General features: G+C 59.4%; 24 protein-coding genes. 18 read left to right on the top strand and 6 right to left on the bottom strand.

The window, feature by feature from the left end; all coding sequences use genetic code 11:
• Positions 1–222 precede the first annotated feature (222 nt).
• From BLP23_RS23415 to BLP23_RS23400, 4 genes are all read right to left on the bottom strand, one after another.
• Entirely contained in the window at positions 223–654 is a 432-nt protein-coding gene (locus BLP23_RS23415) for an HIT family protein (protein WP_092587346.1), read from the bottom strand.
• A 53-nt stretch (positions 655–707) separates the two neighbouring features.
• Positions 708–1,898, bottom strand: a complete 1,191-nt coding sequence (locus tag BLP23_RS23410; RefSeq protein WP_092587162.1) for a GNAT family N-acetyltransferase — start codon at positions 1,896–1,898, stop codon at positions 708–710.
• A gap of 79 nt (positions 1,899–1,977) precedes the next feature.
• Positions 1,978–2,697 carry a glycerophosphodiester phosphodiesterase gene (locus BLP23_RS23405; RefSeq protein WP_092587161.1) on the bottom strand — a complete coding sequence of 240 codons (720 nt, stop codon included), beginning with the start codon at positions 2,695–2,697 and terminating at the stop codon, positions 1,978–1,980.
• Positions 2,694–3,164 carry a RidA family protein gene (locus BLP23_RS23400; protein WP_092587160.1) on the bottom strand — a complete coding sequence of 157 codons (471 nt, stop codon included), beginning with the start codon at positions 3,162–3,164 and terminating at the stop codon, positions 2,694–2,696. Before BLP23_RS23400 ends, BLP23_RS23405 begins: the two co-directional genes overlap by 4 nt.
• A gap of 137 nt (positions 3,165–3,301) precedes the next feature.
• Here BLP23_RS23400 and BLP23_RS23395 point away from each other — a divergent pair, with 137 nt between their 5' ends.
• From BLP23_RS23395 to lpxB, 16 genes are all read left to right on the top strand, one after another.
• Complete coding sequence (locus BLP23_RS23395) at positions 3,302–4,141, top strand: cell envelope integrity EipB family protein (protein WP_092587159.1); 840 nt, start codon at positions 3,302–3,304, stop codon at positions 4,139–4,141.
• Between the two features lie 142 nt (positions 4,142–4,283).
• Positions 4,284–4,994 carry a pentapeptide repeat-containing protein gene (locus BLP23_RS23390; protein WP_092587158.1) on the top strand — a complete coding sequence of 237 codons (711 nt, stop codon included), beginning with the start codon at positions 4,284–4,286 and terminating at the stop codon, positions 4,992–4,994.
• A 52-nt stretch (positions 4,995–5,046) separates the two neighbouring features.
• Entirely contained in the window at positions 5,047–5,691 is a 645-nt protein-coding gene (locus BLP23_RS23385; RefSeq protein WP_092587157.1) for a metallophosphoesterase family protein, read from the top strand.
• A 188-nt stretch (positions 5,692–5,879) separates the two neighbouring features.
• On the top strand, positions 5,880–6,644 hold the full coding sequence (gene rpsB / locus BLP23_RS23380) for a 30S ribosomal protein S2 (RefSeq protein ID WP_022715483.1): 765 nt from the start codon (positions 5,880–5,882) through the stop codon (positions 6,642–6,644).
• Positions 6,645–6,883: 239 nt separating this feature from the next.
• Positions 6,884–7,810, top strand: a complete 927-nt coding sequence (gene tsf, locus BLP23_RS23375; RefSeq protein ID WP_092587156.1) for a translation elongation factor Ts — start codon at positions 6,884–6,886, stop codon at positions 7,808–7,810.
• 95 nt (positions 7,811–7,905) lie between these two features.
• Positions 7,906–8,628: a UMP kinase gene (pyrH, locus tag BLP23_RS23370; RefSeq protein WP_022715485.1), complete on the top strand. Its 723-nt coding sequence runs from the start codon at positions 7,906–7,908 to the stop codon at positions 8,626–8,628.
• A gap of 54 nt (positions 8,629–8,682) precedes the next feature.
• On the top strand, positions 8,683–9,243 hold the full coding sequence (frr, locus tag BLP23_RS23365) for a ribosome recycling factor (protein WP_022715486.1): 561 nt from the start codon (positions 8,683–8,685) through the stop codon (positions 9,241–9,243).
• A 34-nt stretch (positions 9,244–9,277) separates the two neighbouring features.
• Positions 9,278–10,021: an isoprenyl transferase gene (locus BLP23_RS23360; protein ID WP_092587155.1), complete on the top strand. Its 744-nt coding sequence runs from the start codon at positions 9,278–9,280 to the stop codon at positions 10,019–10,021.
• A gap of 3 nt (positions 10,022–10,024) precedes the next feature.
• Complete coding sequence (locus tag BLP23_RS23355) at positions 10,025–10,861, top strand: phosphatidate cytidylyltransferase (RefSeq protein WP_092587154.1); 837 nt, start codon at positions 10,025–10,027, stop codon at positions 10,859–10,861.
• Between the two features lie 29 nt (positions 10,862–10,890).
• Positions 10,891–12,024 carry an RIP metalloprotease RseP gene (gene rseP / locus BLP23_RS23350; RefSeq protein ID WP_092587153.1) on the top strand — a complete coding sequence of 378 codons (1,134 nt, stop codon included), beginning with the start codon at positions 10,891–10,893 and terminating at the stop codon, positions 12,022–12,024.
• Between the two features lie 194 nt (positions 12,025–12,218).
• Positions 12,219–14,561, top strand: a complete 2,343-nt coding sequence (gene bamA / locus BLP23_RS23345) for an outer membrane protein assembly factor BamA (protein WP_092587345.1) — start codon at positions 12,219–12,221, stop codon at positions 14,559–14,561.
• Between the two features lie 37 nt (positions 14,562–14,598).
• Entirely contained in the window at positions 14,599–15,660 is a 1,062-nt protein-coding gene (gene lpxD, locus BLP23_RS23340) for a UDP-3-O-(3-hydroxymyristoyl)glucosamine N-acyltransferase (RefSeq protein WP_092587344.1), read from the top strand.
• Positions 15,657–16,124 (top strand): 3-hydroxyacyl-ACP dehydratase FabZ, encoded by a 468-nt coding sequence (fabZ, locus tag BLP23_RS23335; RefSeq protein ID WP_022715492.1) that lies wholly within the window; start codon positions 15,657–15,659, stop codon positions 16,122–16,124. Before lpxD ends, fabZ begins: the two co-directional genes overlap by 4 nt.
• Entirely contained in the window at positions 16,121–16,939 is an 819-nt protein-coding gene (gene lpxA, locus BLP23_RS23330; protein ID WP_092587152.1) for an acyl-ACP--UDP-N-acetylglucosamine O-acyltransferase, read from the top strand. The genes fabZ and lpxA overlap by 4 nt, the downstream gene beginning before the upstream one ends.
• Before the next feature lie 2 nt (positions 16,940–16,941).
• Positions 16,942–17,823, top strand: coding sequence for an LpxI family protein (locus tag BLP23_RS23325; protein ID WP_092587151.1), 882 nt, complete (start codon positions 16,942–16,944; stop codon positions 17,821–17,823).
• Complete coding sequence (lpxB, locus tag BLP23_RS23320) at positions 17,808–18,983, top strand: lipid-A-disaccharide synthase (RefSeq protein ID WP_092587150.1); 1,176 nt, start codon at positions 17,808–17,810, stop codon at positions 18,981–18,983. The genes BLP23_RS23325 and lpxB overlap by 16 nt, the downstream gene beginning before the upstream one ends.
• Positions 18,984–19,010: 27 nt before the next feature.
• Here lpxB and gltA read toward each other — a convergent pair whose 3' ends face one another.
• On the bottom strand, positions 19,011–20,300 hold the full coding sequence (gene gltA, locus BLP23_RS23315; RefSeq protein WP_022715495.1) for a citrate synthase: 1,290 nt from the start codon (positions 20,298–20,300) through the stop codon (positions 19,011–19,013).
• Positions 20,301–21,063: 763 nt separating this feature from the next.
• On the bottom strand, positions 21,064–21,780 hold the full coding sequence (gene lexA / locus BLP23_RS23305) for a transcriptional repressor LexA (RefSeq protein ID WP_092587148.1): 717 nt from the start codon (positions 21,778–21,780) through the stop codon (positions 21,064–21,066).
• 205 nt (positions 21,781–21,985) lie between these two features.
• Between lexA and BLP23_RS23300 the strand changes: the two genes are divergently transcribed.
• Together BLP23_RS23300 and kdsA are read left to right on the top strand one after the other, a co-directional pair.
• Positions 21,986–22,864 carry a VOC family protein gene (locus BLP23_RS23300; protein ID WP_092587147.1) on the top strand — a complete coding sequence of 293 codons (879 nt, stop codon included), beginning with the start codon at positions 21,986–21,988 and terminating at the stop codon, positions 22,862–22,864.
• Positions 22,861–23,706, top strand: a complete 846-nt coding sequence (gene kdsA, locus BLP23_RS23295) for a 3-deoxy-8-phosphooctulonate synthase (protein WP_092587146.1) — start codon at positions 22,861–22,863, stop codon at positions 23,704–23,706. The genes BLP23_RS23300 and kdsA overlap by 4 nt, the downstream gene beginning before the upstream one ends.
• The last annotated feature ends 13 nt before the right edge of the window (positions 23,707–23,719 follow it).

Raw genomic sequence — 23,719 nt, 5'->3', positions numbered from 1 at the left:
CGTTAGGCTTTGGCGCGATCGGCAGTCTCTGGACGCTTGGCGGCAGGTCGCGAACCGGCCGAAAATCGATAGGCGGGAAACCGACGTGGACCTTCACCGGACTGAAAAACTTTCTGACACGTGTACGCCAATTTGACCGATCTCAGCTGTTCGAATTTCGGAACGGTCAAGGCTGGGCCCGCAGCAGTCATTTGACGAGCTGCAAATTAATTGGTCCTGAAACTAGTTCCCAAGCTCACCCTTTATCTTTTCGGCATTCGCGGTAAGCACGGCGCCATCCTCCATCTTGCCGGAATGCGGCTTGAGGGCAACGCCCTCGTGGCGCGGGATGACGTGGAAGTGCAAGTGGAAGACGCTCTGGCCGGCGGCCGGTTCGTTGAATTGGCAGACCAGGACACCGTCGGCATCGAAAGCCTCTTTCACGGCCTTCGCGATCTTCTGAACGACGGGAATCGTCTGCGCGAGGACCGTGGGGTCGGCATCGAAAATATTGCGTGACGGCGCCTTCGGCACGACCAGGACATGGCCGGGAGCCTGCGGCATGACGTCCATGAAGGCGACCGTGTGCTCGTCCTCGTAGATGCGGTGCGACGGGATCTCACCACGCAGGATTTTGGCGAAGATATTGGTGTCGTCGTAGGCGGCGCTGGTCATCTCGAAATCTCCTCGTTCTCCGGTGATCGGGTAGCGCAGCAAAGGCGCGAGCGTCAATCCTCCTGCTGCCGCTCGCCTTTGCGGAACGGACTGTGCTCGGCGAGAATCTCGTTCATGTGCTCGACGTCCTCGCGTTCGCGTTCCAGATAGTCGGCAATCGCGCGCCGCAGGCCGGCATGGGCGACATAGTGCGCCGAATGTGTTGTCACCGGCAGGTAACCGCGCGCGAGCTTGTGCTCGCCCTGCGCGCCCGCTTCGACGCGCTTCAGGCCCTTGGCGAGCGCAAAGTCGATCGCCTGATGATAACAGACCTCGAAGTGCAGGAAGGGATGGTCTTCGACGCAGCCCCAGTGGCGCCCGTAGAGCGTATCGCCGCCGATAAAGTTGATGGCACCCGCGATATAGCGGCCGTTGCGCTTGGCCATCACCAGCAAGACATCTTCCGGCATACGCTCGCCGATCAGCGAATAGAACTTACGGGTCAGGTATGGCCGTCCCCATTTACGGCCGCCGGTATCCATGTAGAAAGCGAAGAACTGGTCCCAGATGCGTTCGGTTAGATCGCTGCCGGTCAGCCAGTCGATACTGATGCCGTTTTCAAGCGCGGTGCGGCGCTCCTTGCGCAGCGCCTTGCGCTTGCGCGAGGCCAGCGTTTCGAGGAATTCCTCGTGATTGGTATAGCCCTCGTTGATGAAATGGAACTGCTGGTCGGTCCGGTGCAGGTAGCCGTCGGTCTCGAAGACGCCGATCTCGTCTTCAGGCACGAATGTGACGTGCGCCGATGAGACGCCGAGGCGACGGACGACTTCCTTCAGGCCCTCGGCAATGGCGTTCTGGATCGGCCGCCGTTCAAGGCCATCCGCAACGAGCAAGCGCGGACCGGTCGCCGGCGTGAAGGGTATCGAACATTGCAGCTTCGGGTAATAGCGCCCGCCGGCGCGCTCGAAAGCATCTGCCCAGCCGTGGTCGAAGACGTATTCGCCCTGGCTGTGACTCTTCAGATAACCGGGCAGAGCACCGATCAGCTCGTCCGTGTCCGTCTCAAGTAGCAGATGATGGCCGAGCCAGCCGGTTTGCGCGGTGGCAGAGCCTGACTCTTCGAGCGCGGAGAGGAAGGCGTGCGACAGAAAGGGGTTATAGGCGAGCGCCTTGCCTTCCTTAGACGTTCCGGAAAGCCGGGACCAGCTCTCCGGGGAAATCGCGGTGAAGGACCGTTCGACGCGGATCGATAATTCGTCTGTCATGGAGCAAATGCGAGGCCCTTGGGAGGAGGATTATTGGCTCCCCTTCAGTCTGCGCACGATCTTGTCCAAAAAGCGAGCGTCAAACGGAAACGCGGGGATCGAAACCTTCGAACGTCATCTGATCGGCATTCTCGAAGGTGTGCTTGCGCGCCTTCTCGTCGCGGACCGTCCAGGTGATGACCGGGATGCCCTTGGCGCGCTGGCCGGTGATGAAGGCATTCGGCAGATCGGCGAAGAAATAGGAGATGAAATCGAGGTCGATTTCCATCGCCCGTTCGTGGTTCGCGAATTCTTCCGGCTTGTTGCCGCCGGCGGTGAGGCCGAGCGGGTAGGGCGCGTTCAAGGCTTTGAGGTCGCGCAGCAGCCAGTGGTCGAAGCTCATGAGCGCGACTTTGCCGTCATAGCCTTCCAGCACTTCGATCACCGCTTCGGCAAAGCCTTCGTCATCCGCCTCGCGGCCCTTGAGTTCGAGGACGAGCGGAACCTTGCCCTTCACGAGATCGAGCAATTGCCTGAGCGTCGGGATCTTGTCGGTCGTGCCGCCGACGGACAGCAGGCCGAGCTCCCTGGAGGTGCGCTCGCGGATATCGCCCTTTATGTTACAGAGACGTTCGAGGTTCTCGTCATGAAAGATGATCGGCACGCCATCGGAGGCATAATGGAGATCGCATTCGATCGCGAAGCCGGCTTCGACGGCGCGGGCAAAGGCGGTGAGCGTATTTTCCCAGACGAGCTTGTTGGTGTCGTGGTAGCCGCGATGGGCGACCGGCAGTTCCTTTATCCAGGCGGCGGAAGTCATGACGCAATTTCCATGATGGCATCGATTTCGACTGCGGCGTTGAGCGGCAGCGCCGCCATGCCGACGGCGGCACGGGCATGCTTTCCGGCCTCGCCGAGGACGCCGGCTATCAGGTTTGATGCGCCATTGATAACAAGATGCTGTTCGACGAATTCCGGGGTGGAGGCGACAAAGCCGTTGAGTTTGATGACGCGCTTGATACGGCCGAGATCGCCGCCGAGCGCCGCCTTGGCCTGAGCGAGAATGTTGATGGCGCAAAGCTCGGCGCCGCGCTGACCGGCGGGAACGTCGACATTCCTGCCAAGATGGCCGCTCACGGCGACCTTGCCGCCTTCGAGCGGAAGCTGGCCGGAAATATAGAGAAGGTTGCCGCTGATCACATAAGGAACGTAATTGGCAGCGGGTGCGGCGGCTTCCGGCAGAGTTATCCCCATTTCCGTCAGGCGGGCCGCGATTTCATTCGACATTTTCGTCTCCGCTTTTTGTTTCAGTTCTTCAAAAAATTATGCATCGGGACTAGAATCTTGCGTATGACGGTTTCGAGCCTCGATTTGGCCGAAAGCGTTCTTATAACATCGCGGCCGAGTCCAACAGGAGATAATGGATGTTCCGACCGAGTCTTGCCGCCCTTCTTCTTACCGGCGTCGCAACGAGTGCCGGGGCGGCCGCGCCTGCCTCCGGCGCTGCGATCGCCTCCGGCCTGGTCGCCCACCGGGCGATCTACGATCTCGAACTGAAGGACGCTACCGAGCGCTCTGGCATCGCCGGCATGTATGGCCGCATGGTCTATGAATTCAACGGGAATTATTGCGACGGCTTCACCACCAATTTCCGCTTCGTGACGCAGATCAACACCGGCGACAGCACCCGCGTCAGCGACCAGCAGACGAAAACCTTCGAAAACGTGAAGGACCGCCGCTTCACCTTCGAAACGAAGTCTTTCACGGACGATCAGCTCGACAAGGAAGTCAACGGCGAGGCAAACGACAAGCCGGACGGCGTGACAGTCGATCTGACGCGCCCTCAGAGCAAGGAATTGCAGCTTGCCGAAAGCCGCTTTCCGACCGAGCACATGCTCGACGTGATCGAGAATGCCAAGGCGGGCAGGCGTTTCTTCGAAGCCCGCGTCTTCGATGGCTCTGACGATGGGGACAAGCCGCTGGCGACGACGACCGTGGTCGGCAAACAGATTACGCCGGTTGCCGGCGACGAGGCGGATGCGGGCAATGCCGGCGCGTTTTCAAAGACGGCGGTCTGGCCGGTGACGATCTCCTATTTCAACGAGAATACGAAATCGGACGCGCTGCCGGTCTATCGCATGTCATTCAAGCTTTATGAGAACGGCATTACGCGCGATCTGACCATGGACTATGGAGATTTCGTTCTGACCGGCAGGCTCGCGAAGTTGGAAATGCTGGATAACAAGGCCGATACCTGCAAGTGAACCGCTCTCGGCATTGAGGCGCATCTTAGACAACGTGTTATGCCCTGTTTCTCTTTTTCTAGTGCATAATAGAAGTGCAGGACGGACATTGTCCTGCCCGGGCCTGCCGCTGTTGCCGGGCGGGGCCGATAGGGGGTGGGATATGAAGAACTTGTCACGGATTGCACGTTCAGGGCTTATGGTGGCGCTCGTTGCTGCTGCGGCTGTGGTATCGGGCGGTCGTGTGATGGCGGCCGATTGCCACGACACGCCTAACGCAGGCGTTGACTGGAGCGAATGCACCAAGAAGAACCTGATGCTTGAAGGCAGCGACTTCGAAAAAGCTAGTCTCGCAGGCACGGATCTGTCGCAGACCAGCCTCAAGAACGCGAACCTTGCTTCGGCAAACCTAGAGAAAGCCACCCTGATACGCGCCTGGCTCGAAGGCGCAAAGGCCGATGGGGCCAGATTCGACAAGATCGAAGCCTACCGGGTCGTGTTCCAGAATGCGTCGGCGCAGCGCGCTTCCTTCATCAGCGCTGAGCTGCAGCGTGCGGATTTCACTGGCGCACAGCTTTCAGGCGCGAACTTCGAAAAGGCCGAGCTCGGGCGCGCAACCTTTGAAACCGCCGTATTGACCGGAGCCAGGTTTGCGCTTGCCAATCTCTCCCGCGCCGATCTCAGCGGCGCGAGCTTCGAAGGTTCGATCGATTTCGATCGCGCCTTCATGTTCCTGACGAGAATAGAGGGGCTCGATCTCTCCGCCGCAACAGGGCTTCAGCAGTCGCAGATCGAACTGGCCTGCGGCGATACGTCGACCAAGCTTCCTTCCGGTCTCACGATGCCGAAGAACTGGCCCTGCGCAACGGACTGAGCGGGCGCGCAAACGGTGGCAATGAAATCAATGTCCCGCGGGAGGCGCCGGCATGAATTTCACATTTGCGGTTGGCGACATCCATGGCTGCCTAGAGCCGTTGAGAGCGATGCTTGATCGCATCGCGACATACGCACGCGCCGGCACGGTGGTTTTCATCGGCGACTATATCGACCGTGGCCCAGACAGCAAAGGAGTGATCGATCTCCTGATGAACGGATCGGGCAGCGAATCCTGGCGATGGGTATGCCTGAAGGGCAACCACGAGGATATGATGTTGCGCGCCTGTGCTAACGATGACGAGCGCATCTGGTGGTTGGAGAACGGCGGTTTCGAAACGGAGCTTTCCTATGGGGGCAAGGTTGCCGCAAACCATCTGCTGTGGGTCAGTCAGCTGTCGTTGATGTATGCCGATAGCCACCGAATCTTTGTGCATGCCGGCGTTGTTCCGGATCTGCCGCTGGAGATGCAGGCCCCCCAAGACTTGCTTTGGCTTCGAGTTCCCGATGACTATTCAGCCGACTATTGGGGGAAACACTTGTGTCATGGACACACGCCCTCGGACGCAAACCCGTTGACCGTCGGCAACCGCACGAATATCGACAGCGGATGCGTGTTTGGCGGTCCGCTTTCCTGCGCCGTGTTTGAAGATTCGCTGGCCGGCGGGCCGGTCGAGTTTCTCCAAGTGCAGGGCTAGGGGCAGTCTGATGGCAGTTTTTTTGAGCGAACGCCTTGCATTTTCGGCGGATCGACGGTAAGGGCAGCCGCATTCCACACGTAAGGCATGGGATCGTCCGGGAGAAATCCGGATTTTTCCGCCGGTGGCATCTTCGAAGAAGATGCTGTTCGCCTTGCGGAGGTTCAACCGGAAAAGGAGTCAAAGGCATGGCATTGCCTGATTTTTCTATGCGCCAGCTTCTGGAAGCTGGTGTTCACTTCGGCCACCAGACTCATCGCTGGAACCCGAAGATGAAGCCGTACATTTTCGGCGATCGTAACAACATCCACATCATCGATCTGGCTCAGACCGTTCCGATGCTTTCGCGCGCGCTGCAGGTTGTCAGCGACACCGTTGCCCGTGGCGGCCGCGTTCTCTTCGTCGGTACCAAGCGGCAGGCTTCCGAGCTCATCGCTGACTCGGCCAAGCGTTCCGCCCAGTACTACGTCAACTCGCGCTGGCTCGGCGGCATGATGACGAACTGGAAGACGATCTCCAACTCGATCCAGCGTCTGCGCAAGCTCGACGAAATCCTTTCCAACGAAGCGCAGGGCTTCACCAAGAAGGAACGTCTGAACCTCGAGCGCGAGCGTGAAAAGCTCGACAAGGCTCTTGGTGGTATCAAGGACATGGGCGGTACGCCGGACCTGATGTTCATCATCGATACCAACAAGGAAAAGATCGCGATCGACGAAGCCAAGCGCCTCGGCATCCCGGTTGTCGCCATCATCGACTCGAACTGCGATCCGGACCTCATCGACTATCCGATCCCGGGCAACGACGACGCTTCGCGTGCCATCGCTCTCTACTGCGACCTGATTTCCCGCGCCGCTATCGACGGTATCGCCCGTCAGCAGAGCGCATCGGGCCGCGACCTCGGCGCTTCCGTTGAAGCTCCGATCGAGCCGACGCTCGACGAGGCTCAAGCCTGATAAACAGGCGGACGGGCCCTCAGGTCCGTCCAGCTTGACTGGATTGGGAAAGGCCGCGCGAGACTTTGCGAAGCTCCGGCGGCCTTGACCTTTTCAGGGCGGTAGGTTCAGGCCGATCCGCAACGAGTTCTGTTATGGCGCGTCTTCATCACGCTGTCATACATAAAGGTACATTTCGTGCCTCAATCCGGTGGCGCAGAGCATGTTGCGGACCACCGTAAACCGACAAGAGGAAGCTTATGACCGAGATTACGGCTGCAATGGTGAAGGAACTGCGCGAAAAAACCGGCGCAGGGATGATGGACTGCAAGAAGGCTCTAGCTGAAACCAATGGCGACATGGAAGCGGCGATCGACTGGCTGCGCGCCAAGGGCATCGCCAAGGCTGACAAGAAGTCGGGCCGCACCGCCGCCGAAGGTCTCGTCGGGGTTGCCAGCGAAGGCACCAAGGCAGTCGTGGTCGAAGTCAACTCCGAAACCGACTTCGTTGCCCGTAATGACGCCTTCCAGGATCTCGTCCGCGGCATCGCAAAGGTTGCCGCGTCGACCAACGGTTCTGTCGAGGCCGTTGCTGCTGCGACCTATCCGGTTTCCGGCAAGTCCGTTGCGGACACGATCAAGGACGCGATCGCGACCATCGGCGAAAACATGAACCTCCGCCGTTCGGTTGCCCTCTCCGTCGAGGACGGCGTCGTCGCCACCTACGTCCACAACGCTGTTTCCGACGGTCTCGGCAAGCTGGGCGTTCTGGTTGCGCTGAAGTCGACCGGCAACAAGGAGGCGCTGAACGCCATCGGCCGCCAGATCGCCATGCACATCGCAGCGACCTCGCCGCTCGCCATCCGTCCGGAAGAAGTCGACGCCGCTGTCGCCGAGCGCGAACGCAACGTCTTCATCGAGCAGTCGCGTGCTTCCGGCAAGCCGGACAACATCATCGAAAAGATGGTTGATGGCCGCATGCGCAAGTTCTTCGAAGAAGTCGCGCTGGTTTCCCAGGCTTTCGTCATCAATCCGGACCTGACGGTCGGTGCCGCACTCAAGGAAGCTGAAAAGACCGTCGGTGCGCCGATCGAGATCACCGGCATGGCACGCCTGCTGCTCGGCGAAGGCGTCGAGAAGGAAGAAACCGACTTCGCAGCCGAAGTCGCGGCTGCCGCCAAGGGCTGATAAAACCTCATATAATGTGAAAACGGCAGGGCATCGCGTGACAACGCGGTGCCCTTCGTGTATCCGGCAATCATGCCAACATACGAGGAGCCAAGATGTCGTCAGAGCCTGTCTATAAACGCGTTCTACTCAAGGCTTCCGGCGAAGCGCTCATGGGCAGCCAGGGATTCGGTATCGATGTTGCGGTAGCGGACCGCATCGCGTCGGATATTGCCGAAGCCCGCCAGATGGGCGTCGAAGTCGGTGTCGTCGTCGGCGGCGGCAATATCTTCCGTGGCGTGGCCGTCGCCTCCAAGGGCGGCGACCGTGTGACCGGCGACCACATGGGTATGCTTGGTACCGTGATCAACGCGCTGGCGCTCGCAACCTCGCTGCGCAAGCTGAACATCGATACGGTCGTGCTTTCGGCGATCTCCATGCCGGAGCTCTGCGAGAGCTTCTCGCAGCGCGCGACCCTCTACCATCTGTCGATGGGCCGCGTGGTCATTTTCGCGGGCGGCACCGGCAATCCGTTTTTCACGACCGATTCTGCCGCAGCCCTTCGAGCCGCCGAGATGGGCGCCCAGGCGATCTTCAAGGGCACCCAGGTGGACGGAATCTATTCAGCCGACCCGAAGAAGGATCCGTTTGCAACGCGTTTCGACCGGCTGACTCACCAGGAAGTGCTCGACAAGGGCCTTGCCGTGATGGACGTCGCGGCTGTCGCCCTCGCGCGCGAGAATTCCATTCCGATCATCGTCTTCTCGATCCACGAGAAAGGCGGTTTTGCTGAAATCTTGACGGGCGGTGGCCTCAAGACCATCGTATCGGACAACTGATTGAGAGACAGCGCTGCGACGGCTGCGCGTCTTCGACTGACAGGAGTATTGAGCATGACTGAAGCTACAGACATCAAGGAACTGAAGCGCCGCATGGACGGCGCTATTTCCGCATTCAAACACGATATCGCATCGCTACGCACCGGCCGCGCCTCGGCCAACATCCTAGACCCGGTGACGGTCGAAGCCTACGGTTCGCGCTTGCCGCTCAATCAGGTCGCCAATATCACCGTGCCGGAGCCGCGCATGCTTTCGGTATCCGTCTGGGACAAGTCGATGGTGAGCGCGACGGAACGTGCGATCCGCGAGTCGAATCTCGGACTCAACCCGATCGTCGACGGCCAAAACCTGCGCATTCCGTTGCCGGAACTCAACGAAGAGCGTCGCAAGTCGCTAGTCAAGGTCGCGCATGACTACGCCGAGAAAAGCAAGGTTGCGATCCGCCATGTGCGCCGTGACGGCATGGACGGCCTTAAGAAAGCCGAAAAGGACGGTGTCATAAGCCAGGACGAAAGCCGGGCGCAATCAGATCGTGTGCAGAAGATGACGGATGAGATGATTTCCGAAATCGATCGCTTGCTTGCCGACAAGGAAAAGGAAATCATGCAGGTCTAGGGCTTTGCCTGCGCCCCTGGAGACCGGACGGGAAATGTCGGAACCAGTATTCTTGAGTATGCCAGAACATGTTGCCATCATCATGGATGGCAACGGCCGTTGGGCAAAGCAGCGAGGGCTGCCGCGCGCGATGGGTCACCGCAAAGGTGTTGAAGCCGTTCGCGAGACCGTGCGCGCCGCAGGCGATGCCGGCATCAAGTACCTGACGCTTTTTGCCTTTTCTTCGGAAAACTGGCGCCGGCCGGAAGCGGAGGTCTCGGACCTCATGGGATTGCTTAAGGCCTTCATCCGGCGCGACCTCGCCGAGCTGCATGCGCAGAATGTGCGGATCAGGATCATCGGCGACCGGCATGGTCTTCGCAGCGATATCCTCAACCTCCTGCTCGAAGCCGAAGAGACGACGCGGGACAATACCGCGCTGACGCTGGTCATCGCCTTCAACTACGGCTCGCGCGACGAAATCGCCAGAGCAATGGTGAGCCTTGCCGAGGATGTCGAGGCCGGACGGCTGCGAGCCCAGGAGATCACACCCGAGCTCGTCAATACCCGGCTGGATACGGCCGGCATTCCCGATCCCGATCTAATCATTCGCACCAGCGGCGAGGAGCGCCTTTCGAACTTCCTTTTGTGGCAGGCCGCTTATTCCGAGTTCGTCTTTGTGCCGGAATTCTGGCCGGATTTCGGTCGGGAGCTCTTCTATGCCGCGCTCGAGAAGTTCGCGGCGCGCGACCGTCGATTCGGCGGCCTGTCGCCGCAGGCCGCGGCAGTAGGCACCTGATTGATGCAGCAGGAATTGAAACTCCGCATTTTCTCCGGTGTCATTCTGGCGATCGTCGTGCTCGCGGTGACCTGGTACGGCGGCTTCGCCTTCCGCCTGCTCTCGGCGGCAATTACCCTGCTTGTCTATTATGAATGGTCGACAATCACGCGGCTGCAAACCGAACAGCCGATCGCGAATGTGGCAGGCTGGGTGGGGCAGGCGGCCATCGCGGCCGCAATCCTGCTCGGGCGCTTCGATTTTGCCTTGAGCCTGCTTGTCTTCTTTTTTGCGATTGCTGTCGGCTTCGTGGCGGCGCAGAGCGCCAGCCGATGGTTTCCGGCAGGCATCGTCTATGCCGGACTGACCGGCATCGCACTTGCCGAAATCCGGGGCGGGGACGCTGCAGGGCTGCAAGCCATGCTCTTTGTCTTCGCGGTGGTCTGGGCAACCGACATCCTTGCCTATTTCGTCGGCCGAGCGGTCGGCGGGCCGAAGCTCGCACCGAGGATTTCACCGGGAAAGACGCAATCCGGTGCTTTGGGCGGCGCAGTTTCGGCTGTGATTGCGGGCAGTGTCATCGCCTACTTCTTCATTCCCGAGGCGGACTGGCTGATGGCGGCGGCCGTCGCCTTCATTCTTTCCGTCTGCAGCCAGGCAGGCGATCTCTTCGAATCCTTCATCAAGCGGCGATTCGGCGTGAAGGATTCCAGTCATCTCATTCCAGGACACGGTGGCGTGATGGATCGCGTCGACGGGCTGATATTCGCTTGTTTTGCAGCCTTCTTGCTCGCGACACTATTTTCCCTGATAAAGGGTGACGGCATGGCGCCGCTTGGCGCCGCTTTGTTCGGGTTCTGATATCTGCGCTGGGCGCAGCGGAAGGATTTATGGAAGGCATGACCGGTATATTCGGCTTTCTGACGGGTTATATCATTCCGTTCGTTCTGGTCCTCTCGCTGCTCGTTTTCGTGCACGAGATGGGTCACTATCTGGTCGGCCGCTGGAGCGGCATCCGCGTGCTCGCTTTTTCTGTCGGCTTCGGACCAGAGCTTGCGGGCTTTACCGATCGGCATGGAACGCGCTGGAAGATCTCGGCGATCCCGCTTGGCGGCTATGTGCGGTTCTTCGGCGACGAGGATGCCTCGAGCAAGCCGGACATGGATAAGCTCGAAGCGATGTCGGAAGCGGATCGGGCGCGCTCATTTGCCGGCGCAAAGCTCTGGAAGCGCGCAGCGACGGTGGCCGCAGGTCCCATCGCCAACTTTCTGCTTGCGATCATCATCTTTGCGGTTCTTTTCTCGATCTACGGCCGCTCGATCGCCGATCCGGTCGTCGCCGAAGTGAAGCCGGAGAGCGCTGCCGCTGAGGCCGGAATCCTGCCCGGTGACCTGCTGATCGCAATCGACGGCGGGAAGGTCGATACGTTCGACGATGTGCGCCGCTATGTAAGCGTTCGCCCTGAGCAGCGGATCGTCGTTACCATCGAGCGGAACGGCGAGAAGATGGACCTGCCGATGGTGCCAAAGCGCACCGACATGACGGACCAGTTCGGCAACAAGATGGAGATCGGTCTGATTGGCATCGTGACGAACCAGGAGGTCGGCCATTTCCGCGTGCAGACATACACGCCGCTCGCAGCCTTGGAGGAAGGCGCCGTCCAGACCTGGCATATCGTCACCGGCACCTTCAAATATATCGGCAATCTTTTCGCGGGCTACATGAAACCCGATCAGCTCGGGGGACCCATCCGCGTGGCCCAGGCATCCGGCCAGATGGCAACGCTCGGTGTTGCAGCCCTGCTTCAGCTTGCCGCGGTGTTGTCCGTTTCCATCGGATTACTGAATTTGATGCCTGTTCCGGTACTTGATGGCGGGCATTTGATGTTCTATGCGATTGAGGCGGTGAGGGGTAAACCTCTGGGGGCATCGGCCCAGGAAATTGCATTTCGCATTGGTCTGGCTATGGTCCTTTCGCTGATGGTTTTTGCTACCTGGAATGACATTAGCGCGTTGATAGGTTAACACGCGCGGTGAGGGGAAATTACCGTTTATTTACGATGTTTCAAAGCTGTAGTGGCGAATGGGTCACGCTTCGAAATGAAGTAAACAGAAATTAACTTGCTGCCTTGCTTGTAGGGCAAAAGCGGGTAAAACGACACACGTGCCGGAATCGGGTTCGCCTGGCGACGGGGACGAGAAAAAAGGTAATGGGTGAAATGAAGGCTGGTTCAAGATTTTTGAACGCAGTATCGGCGGTTGCGCTGTCTGCAGGTATTGTTGCTTCGGGCGCAAGCGCAATTACTATCGTCTCTGCGACGGCTGCGGAAGCAGCCGTTATTCAGCGGATCGATGTGCGTGGAGCAAGCCGCGTTGGCGCTGAGGCAGTCCGGTCCAATCTCACCATTGCCCCAGGCAGGAACTTCTCGAATACCGACATCGATGACTCGGTAAAGCAGCTGTACGGCACGGGGTACTTCTCCGATGTCAAGATCTCCGTCTCCGGCAGCACGCTGGTAGTGACTGTCGAGGAAGCCCAGCTCGTCAACCAGGTCGTTTTCAACGGCAACCGCAAGGTCAAGGACGACAAGCTGGCCTCGGTTGTGCAGACGCATGCCTCCGGTCCCTACAACGATGCGCTGATCCAGGCCGATATCGCAGCGATCAAGGAAGCTTACGCGGCAACGGGCCGCAGCGAAGTGCAGGTCACGACGCAGGTCGTTCCGCTTGGCGAAGGCCGCGTCAACCTCGCTTTCGTCATAGATGAGGGCGATCGCACGAAGATCGCAGCCATCAATTTCGTGGGCAACAATGCCTACAGTACCGGTCGTCTAGCTGCCGTCATTAGCACCAAGCGCTCGAACTTCCTCTCGTTCCTGACCCGCAAGGACGTTTACAGCGAAGATCGCCTGCATGCCGACGAAGAGGCGCTGCGCCAGTTCTATTTCAACCGCGGCTATGCCGACTTCAAGATCATCTCTTCGGATGCTACTTTTGACGAAGCCACGAATAAGTACACGCTGACCTTCAATATCGAGGAAGGCCCGCGTTACGACTTCGGTCCGGTAACCGTACAGTCGACCGTAGAAGGCGTGTCCGGCGAGCAGCTTCAAGGCCTAGTGGAGACGCGTGAAGGCGAAGTCTACAGCGCCAAGGACGTCCAGAGGTCCATGGAAGCCATTTCGGATCAGGTGGCTTCGGCAGGATATCCGTTCGCCCGCGTGACGCCGCGCGGTAACCGCGACCTCGGCAACAATACGATCGGTGTCGAATACCTCGTCGACCAGGGTGAGCGTGCCTACATCGAGCGCATCGAAATCCGCGGCAACAGCCGCACGCGCGATTACGTCATCCGCCGCGAATTCGACATGAGCGAAGGCGACGCCTTCAATCAGCAGATGATCACCAAGGCGAAGCGCCGTCTCGAAGCGCTCGGCTTCTTCTCGTCGGTGAATATCTCGACCGCGCCCGGCAGCTCGGCTGACCGCGTCGTTGTCATCGTAGATGTTCAGGATCAGTCGACGGGTTCGTTCGGTATCGGTGCCGGTTACGCCGCAGGCGGCGACGGTCTGATCCTGGAAGCGTCCATCGAAGAAAAGAACTTCCTGGGTCGCGGCCAGTATATCAGGGTTTCTGCCGGTGGCGGTGTCGAAGGCTCGCAGAGTTATGGTTTGAGCTTCACCGAGCCTTACTTCCTCGGTTATCGCCTTGCGACCGGTTTCGACCTCAATCACAGCGAAACCTCGAGCAACGACAATTACGACTATACCGAAGATAGCGTCGTTCTCCGCGCGACCGCGCCGATCACCGAGGACCTGGCGACGACGTTCCGCTACAACTTCAAGCGGATGGACTACGACGCCGATGGCAACGATCTGTCCGATCTTTCGACGCCCTACCAGGACCTTGTGAACGATGGGCCTTGGATCCGTTCATCGATTTCCAATACGCTGACCTATAACACGCTCGATGACATGACGCTCCCGCGCGAGGGTATATACGCGACGTTGACGCAGGAGATTGCGGGCTTGGGTGGCGACTCGCAGTTTTACAAGATCTACGGGAAGGCGCGTTATTATCATCTGCTGGCTGACGATGCCGATATCATTGGTTCTGTTGCGGCCGGCGCGGGCCATGTTGTCGGTATCGGCAAGGACCTAAACATCTTCGACCAGTTCACATTGGGCAACAACGACATCCGCGGCTTCGAAAACAAGGGTATCGGTCCTCGCGTTGGTGGCGGACCGGATGATCCGCTCGGAGGAACGACTTATTTTACCGTGTCGGCGGAAGCGACCTTCCCGATGCCCGGATTCCCGCGTGACTTTGGCCTTCGTGGCGCGGTCTTCGCTGATGCGGGAACATTGTTTGGAAATGATGTTGACGTGAGTTCGCCAGAATTCGTGCGAGGCGATAGCGCGGCACTTCGTGCGTCCGTCGGTGTTGGCCTTGTCTGGCAGTCGCCGTTCGGCGCGCTGCGCGTCGACTACGCGATTCCAGTCGTGAAGGAAGATTACGACCAAACGCAGTACTTCAAGTTTGGCATCAACAACCAATTCTGATATCGGCAATCCAGAATCGAAGACTGGAGCTTTGCCGGTGGAGCAGAACAATTTCTTTCCGCCCCGCGACGGCGTCAAACTTTCGGAGTTGGCGCAATATCTCGGGGCGGAACTTGCCGATCCCGAAAATGGCGACATCCTTATCCGATCGGTGTCGCCGGTCAGCCGTGCGAAGGCCGGTGATCTTTGCTATATCATCTCACGCAGGAGCCGTGCCGAGCTTGAAACCTGTCGGGCGTCGGCAGTTCTTTGCGAGCCCGCGATAAGGTCGGCGGTACCTCCTCATATTCCGGTTCTCTTGTCGAAGAATCCCCATGCCGCTTTTGCGATGGCAGGCGGGCATCTCCATCCAACTGCTCTGCAGCCGCTGCCAACAATGTCTTCGACAGCAGAGATCGCGGCGACTGCGGCTGTCGATCCGACGGCGCGGCTGGAATCGGGCGTGATCGTCGAGCCTTTTGCTGTCATCGGCGCGAATGCGGAAATCGGTCAAGGAACACGGATCGGTGCCGGCGCGCTTATCGGTCCCGGTGTCAAGATCGGCCGCGATTGCACGATCGCCGGCGGTGCCAGCGTGATATGCGCGCTTTTGGGCAATGGCGTGATCGTGCACAACGGTGCGCGTATTGGCCAGGATGGTTTCGGATATGCGCCAGGCCCCAGAGGAATGATCAAGATCGTTCAGATCGGCCGGGTCATCATCCAGGACAATGTCGAGATCGGCGCGAACACGACGATCGATCGCGGCACGATGGACGACACGGTTGTCGGCGAGGGAACGAAGATCGACAACCAGGTGCAGATAGGCCACAACGTCAGGATCGGGCGTCATTGCGCGATCGTTTCGCAGGTCGGTATCGCCGGCAGTGCGGTTATTGGAAATGGCGTGCAGATCGGCGGCCAGACAGGTATTAATGGCCATATTACGATTGGCGATGGCGTACAGATCGCGGCAAAGAGCGGCGTCATTCAGAGCATTCCTGCCGGTGAGCGTTATGGCGGCATTCCAGCGCGTCCGGTAAAGGATTTTCTTCGAGAGTCGGCGGAGATAATGGCGCGGGCGAGCGCTCGGGCTCATAAAACGGGAGATCAAGAATGACTGAAGGGGTCAAGGAGACGCTTGCTTCGGCGGACATCATGGAGATCATGAAGCTTCTGCCGCACCGCTATCCGTTTTTGCTGGTCGACCGGATTATTGAGATCGACGGCGATGATTCCGCGATCGGCATCAAGAACGTCACTGCCAACGAGCCTCATTTCACCGGCCACTTTCCCGAGTCGCCGATCATGCCGGGTGTGCTGCTGATCGAAGGCATGGCGCAGACGGCGGGTGCGATCTGCGCGCGCAAGGATGGAACGAGCGGTAACCTCGTCTATTTCATGACCATCGACAATGCACGTTTCCGCAAACCCGTCATCCCGGGCGATAGGGTCGAATTTCATGTGAAGAAGCAGAAGCAACGCGGTAATATCTGGAAGTTCCATTGCGACGCCAAGGTCGACGGCGCATTGGCCGCGGAAGCTGATATCGGCGCGATGATTCTTCGTAAGGACGAGGCATGAGCACGATCGCAGGGAGCGCCCGCATCCATGCCATGGCCGTTGTCGAGGATGGCGCCGTCATCGGGGAAGGCGTGACCGTCGGTCCGTTCTGCCATGTCGGTCCGAAGGTTGTTCTTCATGACAATGCCGAACTGCTAGCGCATGTCGTGGTGACGGGTAGAACCGAGATCGGCAAAGGCACCCGGATTTTCCCGATGGCGGTCATCGGCGGCGACCCCCAGAGCGTCCACCATGGCGGCGAGGAGACGACGCTGACGGTGGGCGAGAATTGTACCATCCGCGAAGGCGTGACGATGAATACCGGCACCGCCGATTTCGGCGGCAAGACAATCGTAGGCGACAACAACCTGTTTCTCGCCAATTCTCATGTCGCCCATGACTGCCGCGTCGGCAATCATGTCATCATGTCGAACAATGTCATGCTCGCCGGGCATGTGACGATCGAGGATCGGGTCATTCTCGGCGGCGGATCGGCCGTGCATCAGTTCACGCGCGTCGGCCGCCAGGCCTTCGTCGGCGGCCTTTCGGCTGTCAGCTACGATGTCATTCCGTATGGGATGCTCAATGGAAATCCCGGTTTGCTGGGTGGTCTTAACGTCGTCGGCATGACGCGCGCCGGGATTGATCGCGCTGTCATCCATACGGTGCGGCGCGCTTACAAGGCGATTTTTGAAGGATCAGGCTCGATCCGCGACAACGCGTCAGCGATCCGCGACGAATACGCCGATTGCGAGCCGGTGATGCAGATCCTCGATTTCATTGCCGCGGAAAGCGACCGCGCGCTGTCATCGCCGACGCGAGGGCAGAAAGGCTGACCTTGTCTCCCGCCGATGATACCGACAAAGGCCGTCTGGCGATCATTGCGGGAAACGGTCTTCTGCCCTCTTATGTCGCCGAGGCGGCGCGGGCAGCTGGCGAGGATCCATTCGTGATTTCGCTGAAGGGCGAGCTCGACCGGTCATGGGAGGGCTATGACCATGCAGTCATCGGCGTCGGTGATTTGTCGGCGCTGGCAGAACTTTTCAAGCGCAACAACATCACCCGCGTCGTCATGTCCGGCGGCGTTCGCCGTCGCCCCGAATGGCGGGAAGTGCGGCCAACCTGGCGGACGGTCGTAAAGATGCCGGGTGTGGTGCGCACGCTGCTTTCGGGCGGCGACGATACGGTGTTGCAGATGGTCATCAAGCTTATCGAGGATGACGGCCGCCGCGTCATCGGCGCGCAGGATATTGCCCCCGACCTGCTGGCGGCCGTCGGGCCGATCGGCACCATGTCGCCGGGGAACGACGACAAGATCGATATCCTGAAGGCGGCAGCAGCCGCCGAAGCGCTTGGTGCGCTCGATGTCGGGCAGGGCGCAGTCTCCGTGGGGGGGCGCATCGTGGCGCTCGAAGGCGCGGAAGGGACCGACGGCATGCTTGAGCGCGTCGCATCACTGCGGGCCGCCGGGCGTATATCTCCGCGCCGCCGTGGCGTGCTGGTCAAGCTCTGCAAGCCGCAGCAGGATGTCCGCGCCGACCTTCCGTCGATCGGCCTCTCCACGGTGACGAATGCCAAGGCGGCGGGCTTGGCGGGAATTGCCATCGAGGCGGGACGTGCTCTCGTGCTGGATCGCCGGGCTGTAATCAAGGCAGCCGACCAAGCCGGGCTTTTTGTCTGCGGGCTCGATCGCGGCCTGCCGTCATGGGGGCTGAGATGAAGATCGCGATCGTGGCAGGCGAGGTTTCCGGAGACCTTCTCGGCGCCGATCTCGTGGCTGCACTAAAGCGCAGGCATGCCGGGATTGAACTTGTGGGTGTCGGCGGCGACGCGCTGGAGGCACAGGGGCTGAAATCGCTCTTCGACTTCTCCGAGCTTTCGATCATGGGCATCACGCAGGTGCTTGGAAAATTGCCGAAGCTTGTCACCCGCATCAGGCAGACGACGGCTGCAATCATTGCGGCAAGGCCCGATATTCTGGTCGTCATCGACAGCCCGGATTTCACCCATCGCGTTGCCAAACGTGTTCGCGAAGCCCTGCCGGAACTCCCAGTCGTCAATTACGTCTGTCCCAGCGTTTGGGCGTGGAAGGAATATCGCGCCCAGCAGATGCTCGGTTATGTCGACCATGTGCTGGCCGTTCTGCCGTTCGAACCGGCGGTGATGGAGCAGCTCGGTGGACCGCAAACGACCTATGTCGGTCACCGGCTAACGGCGGATGCGGATTTGATTGCCGCCAGGCGCGGCCGGGCAGAAAGGCTCAAGACCGACGCGGAGGGCGGGAAAACGATCATGCTGCTCCCCGGCTCGCGCTCGTCGGAGATCACAAAACTGCTTCCCTATTTTCGCGATGCCGTCAATGAGCTCGTCGCCCGCAGTGGCACAATGCGGTTTCTCATGCCGACCGTCAGCCGCAGGGAATCGATGGTTCGCAACCTCGTGAAGGACTGGGAAACCAAACCTGAGATCCTGACCGGCAATGAACAGAAATGGCGGGCTTTCGCAGAGGCCGATGCGGCAATGGCTGCCTCGGGGACTGTGATCCTCGAGCTTGCACTTACAGGCGTGCCGACTGTCTCAGTCTATAAGACAGACTGGATCATTACGATGATGACGCGGCGCATCAAGACGTGGACAGGCGCAATCCCGAATCTGATCGCCGACTATGCCGTCGTCCCGGAATATATTAACGAGGTCGTTCGTGGCGCGAGCCTGGCGCGCTGGATGGAGCGCCTTTCCAGCGACACGCTTCAGCGGCGCGCAATGCTCGAAGGTTTCGAGCTTGTCTGGCAGCGCATGCAGACGGAAAAGCCGCCGGGCGAGAAAGCGGCGGATATCGTTTCCGACATACTGGACAAGAAAAAACCCGGCCGTTTCTGACCGGGTTTCTTTTCGGGCGGAAGCGGCTTAGCGCTTCGAAACCGGAACGTAGTCGCGCAACGGTTCGCCGATATAGAGCTGGCGCGGACGGCCGATGCGCTGCTGGGGGTCCTCGATCATCTCGTTCCACTGGGCGATCCAGCCGACCGTGCGGGCCAGCGCAAAGAGCACCGTGAACATCGTCGTGGGGAAGCCCAGCGCCTTCAGCGTGATGCCGGAATAAAAGTCGATGTTCGGGTAGAGCTTCTTTTCGATGAAGTATTCGTCGGTCAGCGCGATGCGTTCCAGCTCCATCGCGACTTCGAGAAGCGGATCGTCCTTGTGACCGAGCTCGGCGAGAACCTCATGCGTCGTCTTCTGCATGATCTTGGCGCGCGGATCGTAGTTCTTGTAGACACGGTGACCGAAGCCCATCAGGCGGAACGGGTCATTCTTGTCCTTGGCGCGGGCGATATATTCCGGAATGCGCTCGACCGAGCCGATTTCCGAAAGCATGTTGAGCGCCGCCTCGTTGGCACCGCCATGTGCCGGGCCCCAGAGGCAGGCAATGCCGGCCGCGATGCAGGCGAACGGGTTGGCACCCGAAGAGCCGGCGAGACGAACTGTCGAGGTCGAGGCGTTCTGCTCGTGATCGGCGTGCAGGATGAAGATACGGTCCATGGCGCGCGAGAGGACCGGGTTCACGACATATTCTTCGCACGGTACGGCAAAGCACATGCGCAGGAAGTTCGAGGCGTAGTCGAGATCGTTCTTCGGATAAACGAAAGGCTGGCCGATATAGTACTTGTAGGCCATGGCCGCGATAGTCGGCATCTTGGCGATCATGCGCAGGCTTGCGACCATACGCTGATGCGGATCGGTGATGTCTGTCGAGTCGTGGTAGAAGGCAGACAGAGCGCCGACACAGCCGCACATGACGGCCATCGGATGGGCGTCGCGGCGGAAGCCGGTGAAGAAGCGAGACATCTGCTCGTGCACCATAGTGTGATGCGTGACGCGGTAGTCGAAATCCTTCTTCTGGGCAGCCGTTGGCAATTCGCCGTAAAGCAGTAGATAGCAGACTTCGAGGAAGTCGCCATGTTCGGCAAGCTGTTCGATCGGGTAGCCGCGATGCAGCAGAATGCCTTCATCGCCGTCGATATAGGTGATCTTCGATTCACAGGAAGCGGTCGAGGTGAAACCAGGATCGTACGTGAAGGAGCCGGTGTTTTTATAGAGTGCACCAATATCGATGACATCCGGTCCGATCGTTCCGCTTTTCACGGAAAGATTGGCGGTTTTGTCGCCGATTTTGATTGTTGCGCTTTGATCCGTCATGCTGATCCTCCAAACTGGCGGCGGCGCCATAAAAGCGCCATAGGGTTAAGCGTCCTCTCCGATAGCTATATGATCACGGCGCCAATGCCAAGTTACCGTGGCGCCATTTTGTGCATCGCAGTATCAACTTTTAGACACTCCTGCGATGCCGGAGGCGCATAGCGGAAGCCAATGATTTAATTCGGCTTTTTGCAATCCATTTTTTTGCTCTGTTTTCAATCGATTATTGTTGCTGAAACGCCCTTAGGGCTGCATTCTGGTTGTATTCAGAGGGTTGTCGGCGGGCTGGGTGCATGCCGGAGTTGAAAACGATGAGCTTCGCATTTCCGCGGCATTCCCAGGCTTTCGGCCTGCAAGTGGTGAGCGGCCGTGAGGCTGCTGCAACCTGCGAAAGACGAAAGGAAAGCGAAATTACTCACCGCGGCAGCGGAGAGGCAAGAAATGCGATGCGGAACGGTGCCGCGGCCGGCCATTTCTCCTGCGTCAAGAAAGCCTAGTGTACGGCAAACTCAAACGGTTCCGCGCTGACGGTGCTCGAAAATGCCGCCTATCTTAACTCGTGCGATACCTCGGACATCGTCGTCACGCGGGTAAGGCTTAGGTTCGGCGCCCTGCCGATCCGGCGCCGTGCATTTCGCAGATCAAACCCTGCGGAAAACCGGCGTCGTCGAACCGCGCTTTGAACAACCGCTTCGAGAAACGCAATCGCCCCGTCACGCCTATGATTGGCGCAGCGGCGCCTTGGGCGGCGACGCGCTGCCGCTCAATGGTAGCGGCGGATAAGGCCAACGAGCTTACCCTGAACCTTTACGCGATCCGGTCCGAAGATGCGCGTCTCATAGGCCGGGTTTGCCGCTTCAAGGGCGATGGACGCACCCTTGCGGCGGAACCGCTTCAGCGTCGCTTCCTCGTCATCGACCAGTGCCACGACAATGTCGCCGGGATTGGCGGTGCTGGTGTTGCGGATGATGACCGTGTCGCCATCGAAGATGCCAGCCTCGATCATCGAATCGCCCTTCACCTCAAGCGCGTAGTGTTCGCCGGAGCCGAGCATATCGGCCGGAACGTTGATGTCGTGGGTGTTGTTCTGGATCGCCGAGATCGGCACGCCTGCCGCAATACGGCCCATAACGGGAACCGAAATAGAGCTGTTGCTATCTTCGTTCGCCGGCTTCGGCGCGGCGGCCGCAGGCTGTGGCTTGCCGAGGCTGCCCTCGATGACGCTCGGCGAAAAGCCGCGGCGGGGCTGGATGCTCGGGCTATAGGCCTCCGGCAGCTTGATCACTTCAAGGGCTCGGGCGCGGTTCGGTAGGCGACGAATGAAACCGCGCTCTTCCAGGGCGGTAATCAGCCGGTGGATGCCGGACTTGGACGCGAGATCCAGCGCATCCTTCATTTCGTCGAAGGACGGCGGAACGCCGGACTCCTTCATACGCTCATGAATGAAGAGGAGAAGCTCCTGTTGTTTGCGTGTCAGCATCGAAGTTTAACCTCAGATTCGTGAAACAAAGCCAGAACAGACACTATATGTTCCATATGTGTTCCGCAAGTACCTAAATTTTCGTAAAACTTCATCTCAACTGCGTTCATTTTCGGAAACTTTTGTTTGCCGGATCAGCGCTTTCAGCTTGCATTGACCACATAGCGGCACACATCTTCAGCACAGGAAATGGAGACCTGACGCCATGCTGCATCCGTTGGATCATCTTGTTCTACCGGTCACCAACATCGATCTCGCGCGGGAGCGGCTGGGACGATTGGGGTTCACGGTTGCCGCCGAGGGTCGTCATCCTTTCGGCACGGTGAACGCTTGTGTTTTCTTCGCCGACAAGACCTATCTCGAGCCGCTTGGCGTCGCGAGCGCGAAAGAATGTGAAGAGTCAGTGCGGCACGGAAACGTCTTTGTGGCGCGCGACCAGGCCTTTCGTTTCCGGTGCGGCAATGACGGGTTCTCTGCGGCAGCATTCAGCACGGAGGACGCCGACGCCGATCATGCTCATTTCGTGCGTGCGAGAAAGAGCGGCGGCGCCATGCTGGAGTTTTCGCGCCTGATCAAGATGCCGGACGGGTCGCAATCGACAGGCACTTTCAAGCTTGCCTTTGCCGCCGATCTTCGGGCGCCGGATTTCTTCCTCTTTGACTGCCAGCGCATCAACGCCTTTCCAGCTGATCGCAGCGCGCTGGAAAAGCATGGGAACGGTGCAACCGGCATCTCGGAGATCGCGCTGAGCGCGCCGGAGCCCGAAGCCTTCGGCTCGTTCCTTCAGTTGGCCGCGTCTACGACGGAAATGGAGCGGACACCATTTGGCGTGGCGATCGCGGCAGCGAACGCCAGGATCAGTCTGCTGTCGCCGGAAGGGATGGAGGCTTATTTCGATTCGCTGCCGTTAACCGTGGATAAGGGACTGAGAGGCAGCGCTATCGTTTTCCACACCACCGATCTTGCCGTGACAGAAGCGCTTTTGGCTGATAACGGGATGCCCTATACACGCAAGAACAACAGAATCCTGGTGAAGCCCGCGCCCGGCCAAGGTGCAATCTTCGCCTTCGAGGAGACCCAATGAGCAATACGAATTCCGAAGTCGCAGTCGGTGAAGGTGCCGGACGCGTCGTATTTTCCAATAATGGCAGGCTGTCGCTGATCGCCGGCGCATGCGAAATGGAGAGCCGCGACCATGCCTTTATGGTTGCGGGCACGCTCAAGGAGCTTTGTGGCAATCTCGGCATCGGGCTTGTCTACAAGACTTCCTTCGACAAGGCGAACCGCTCTTCGCTGTCGAGCAAACGCGGTATCGGTCTAGAGAAGGGCTTGGAAGTCTTCGCCGACCTCAAGAAGGAACTCGGCATTCCGGTTCTGACAGATATCCATTCGGAAGAGCAATGCGCGCTGGTCGCAGAGGTCGTGGACATCTTGCAGATCCCGGCCTTCCTCTCCCGTCAGACGGACCTGCTTGTGGCAGCCGCGAAGACCGGCCGTGTCATCAACGTCAAAAAGGGCCAGTTTCTCGCTCCCTGGGACATGAAGAATGTTCTCGCCAAGCTAAATCAGAGCGGCAATCCGAATGTTCTGCTTTGTGAGCGTGGCGCGTCCTTCGGATATAATACGCTGGTCTCGGACATGCGCTCGCTGCCGATCATGGCGGCCATGGGGGCTCCGGTCATCTTCGATGCGACCCATTCCGTACAGCAGCCCGGCGGCCAGGGCACGACGTCGGGCGGGGAGCGCCAGTTCGTCGAGACGCTGGCGCGGGCGTCGGTTGCAGTCGGTGTTGCAGGTGTCTTCATCGAGACCCACCAGGATCCGGACAATGCTCCCTGCGACGGCCCCAACATGGTGTATTTGAACGACATGCCGCGGCTTCTGGAAAAGCTGCTGGCCATCGACGCCGTTGCCAAGGCGGCCTGAAACTGGCGGAAGG

This window comes from Rhizobium mongolense subsp. loessense (assembly GCF_900099775.1).
In the GTDB taxonomy this organism is placed as follows: domain Bacteria; phylum Pseudomonadota; class Alphaproteobacteria; order Rhizobiales; family Rhizobiaceae; genus Rhizobium; species Rhizobium loessense.
This window is presented reverse-complemented; position numbering and strand designations above follow the sequence as displayed.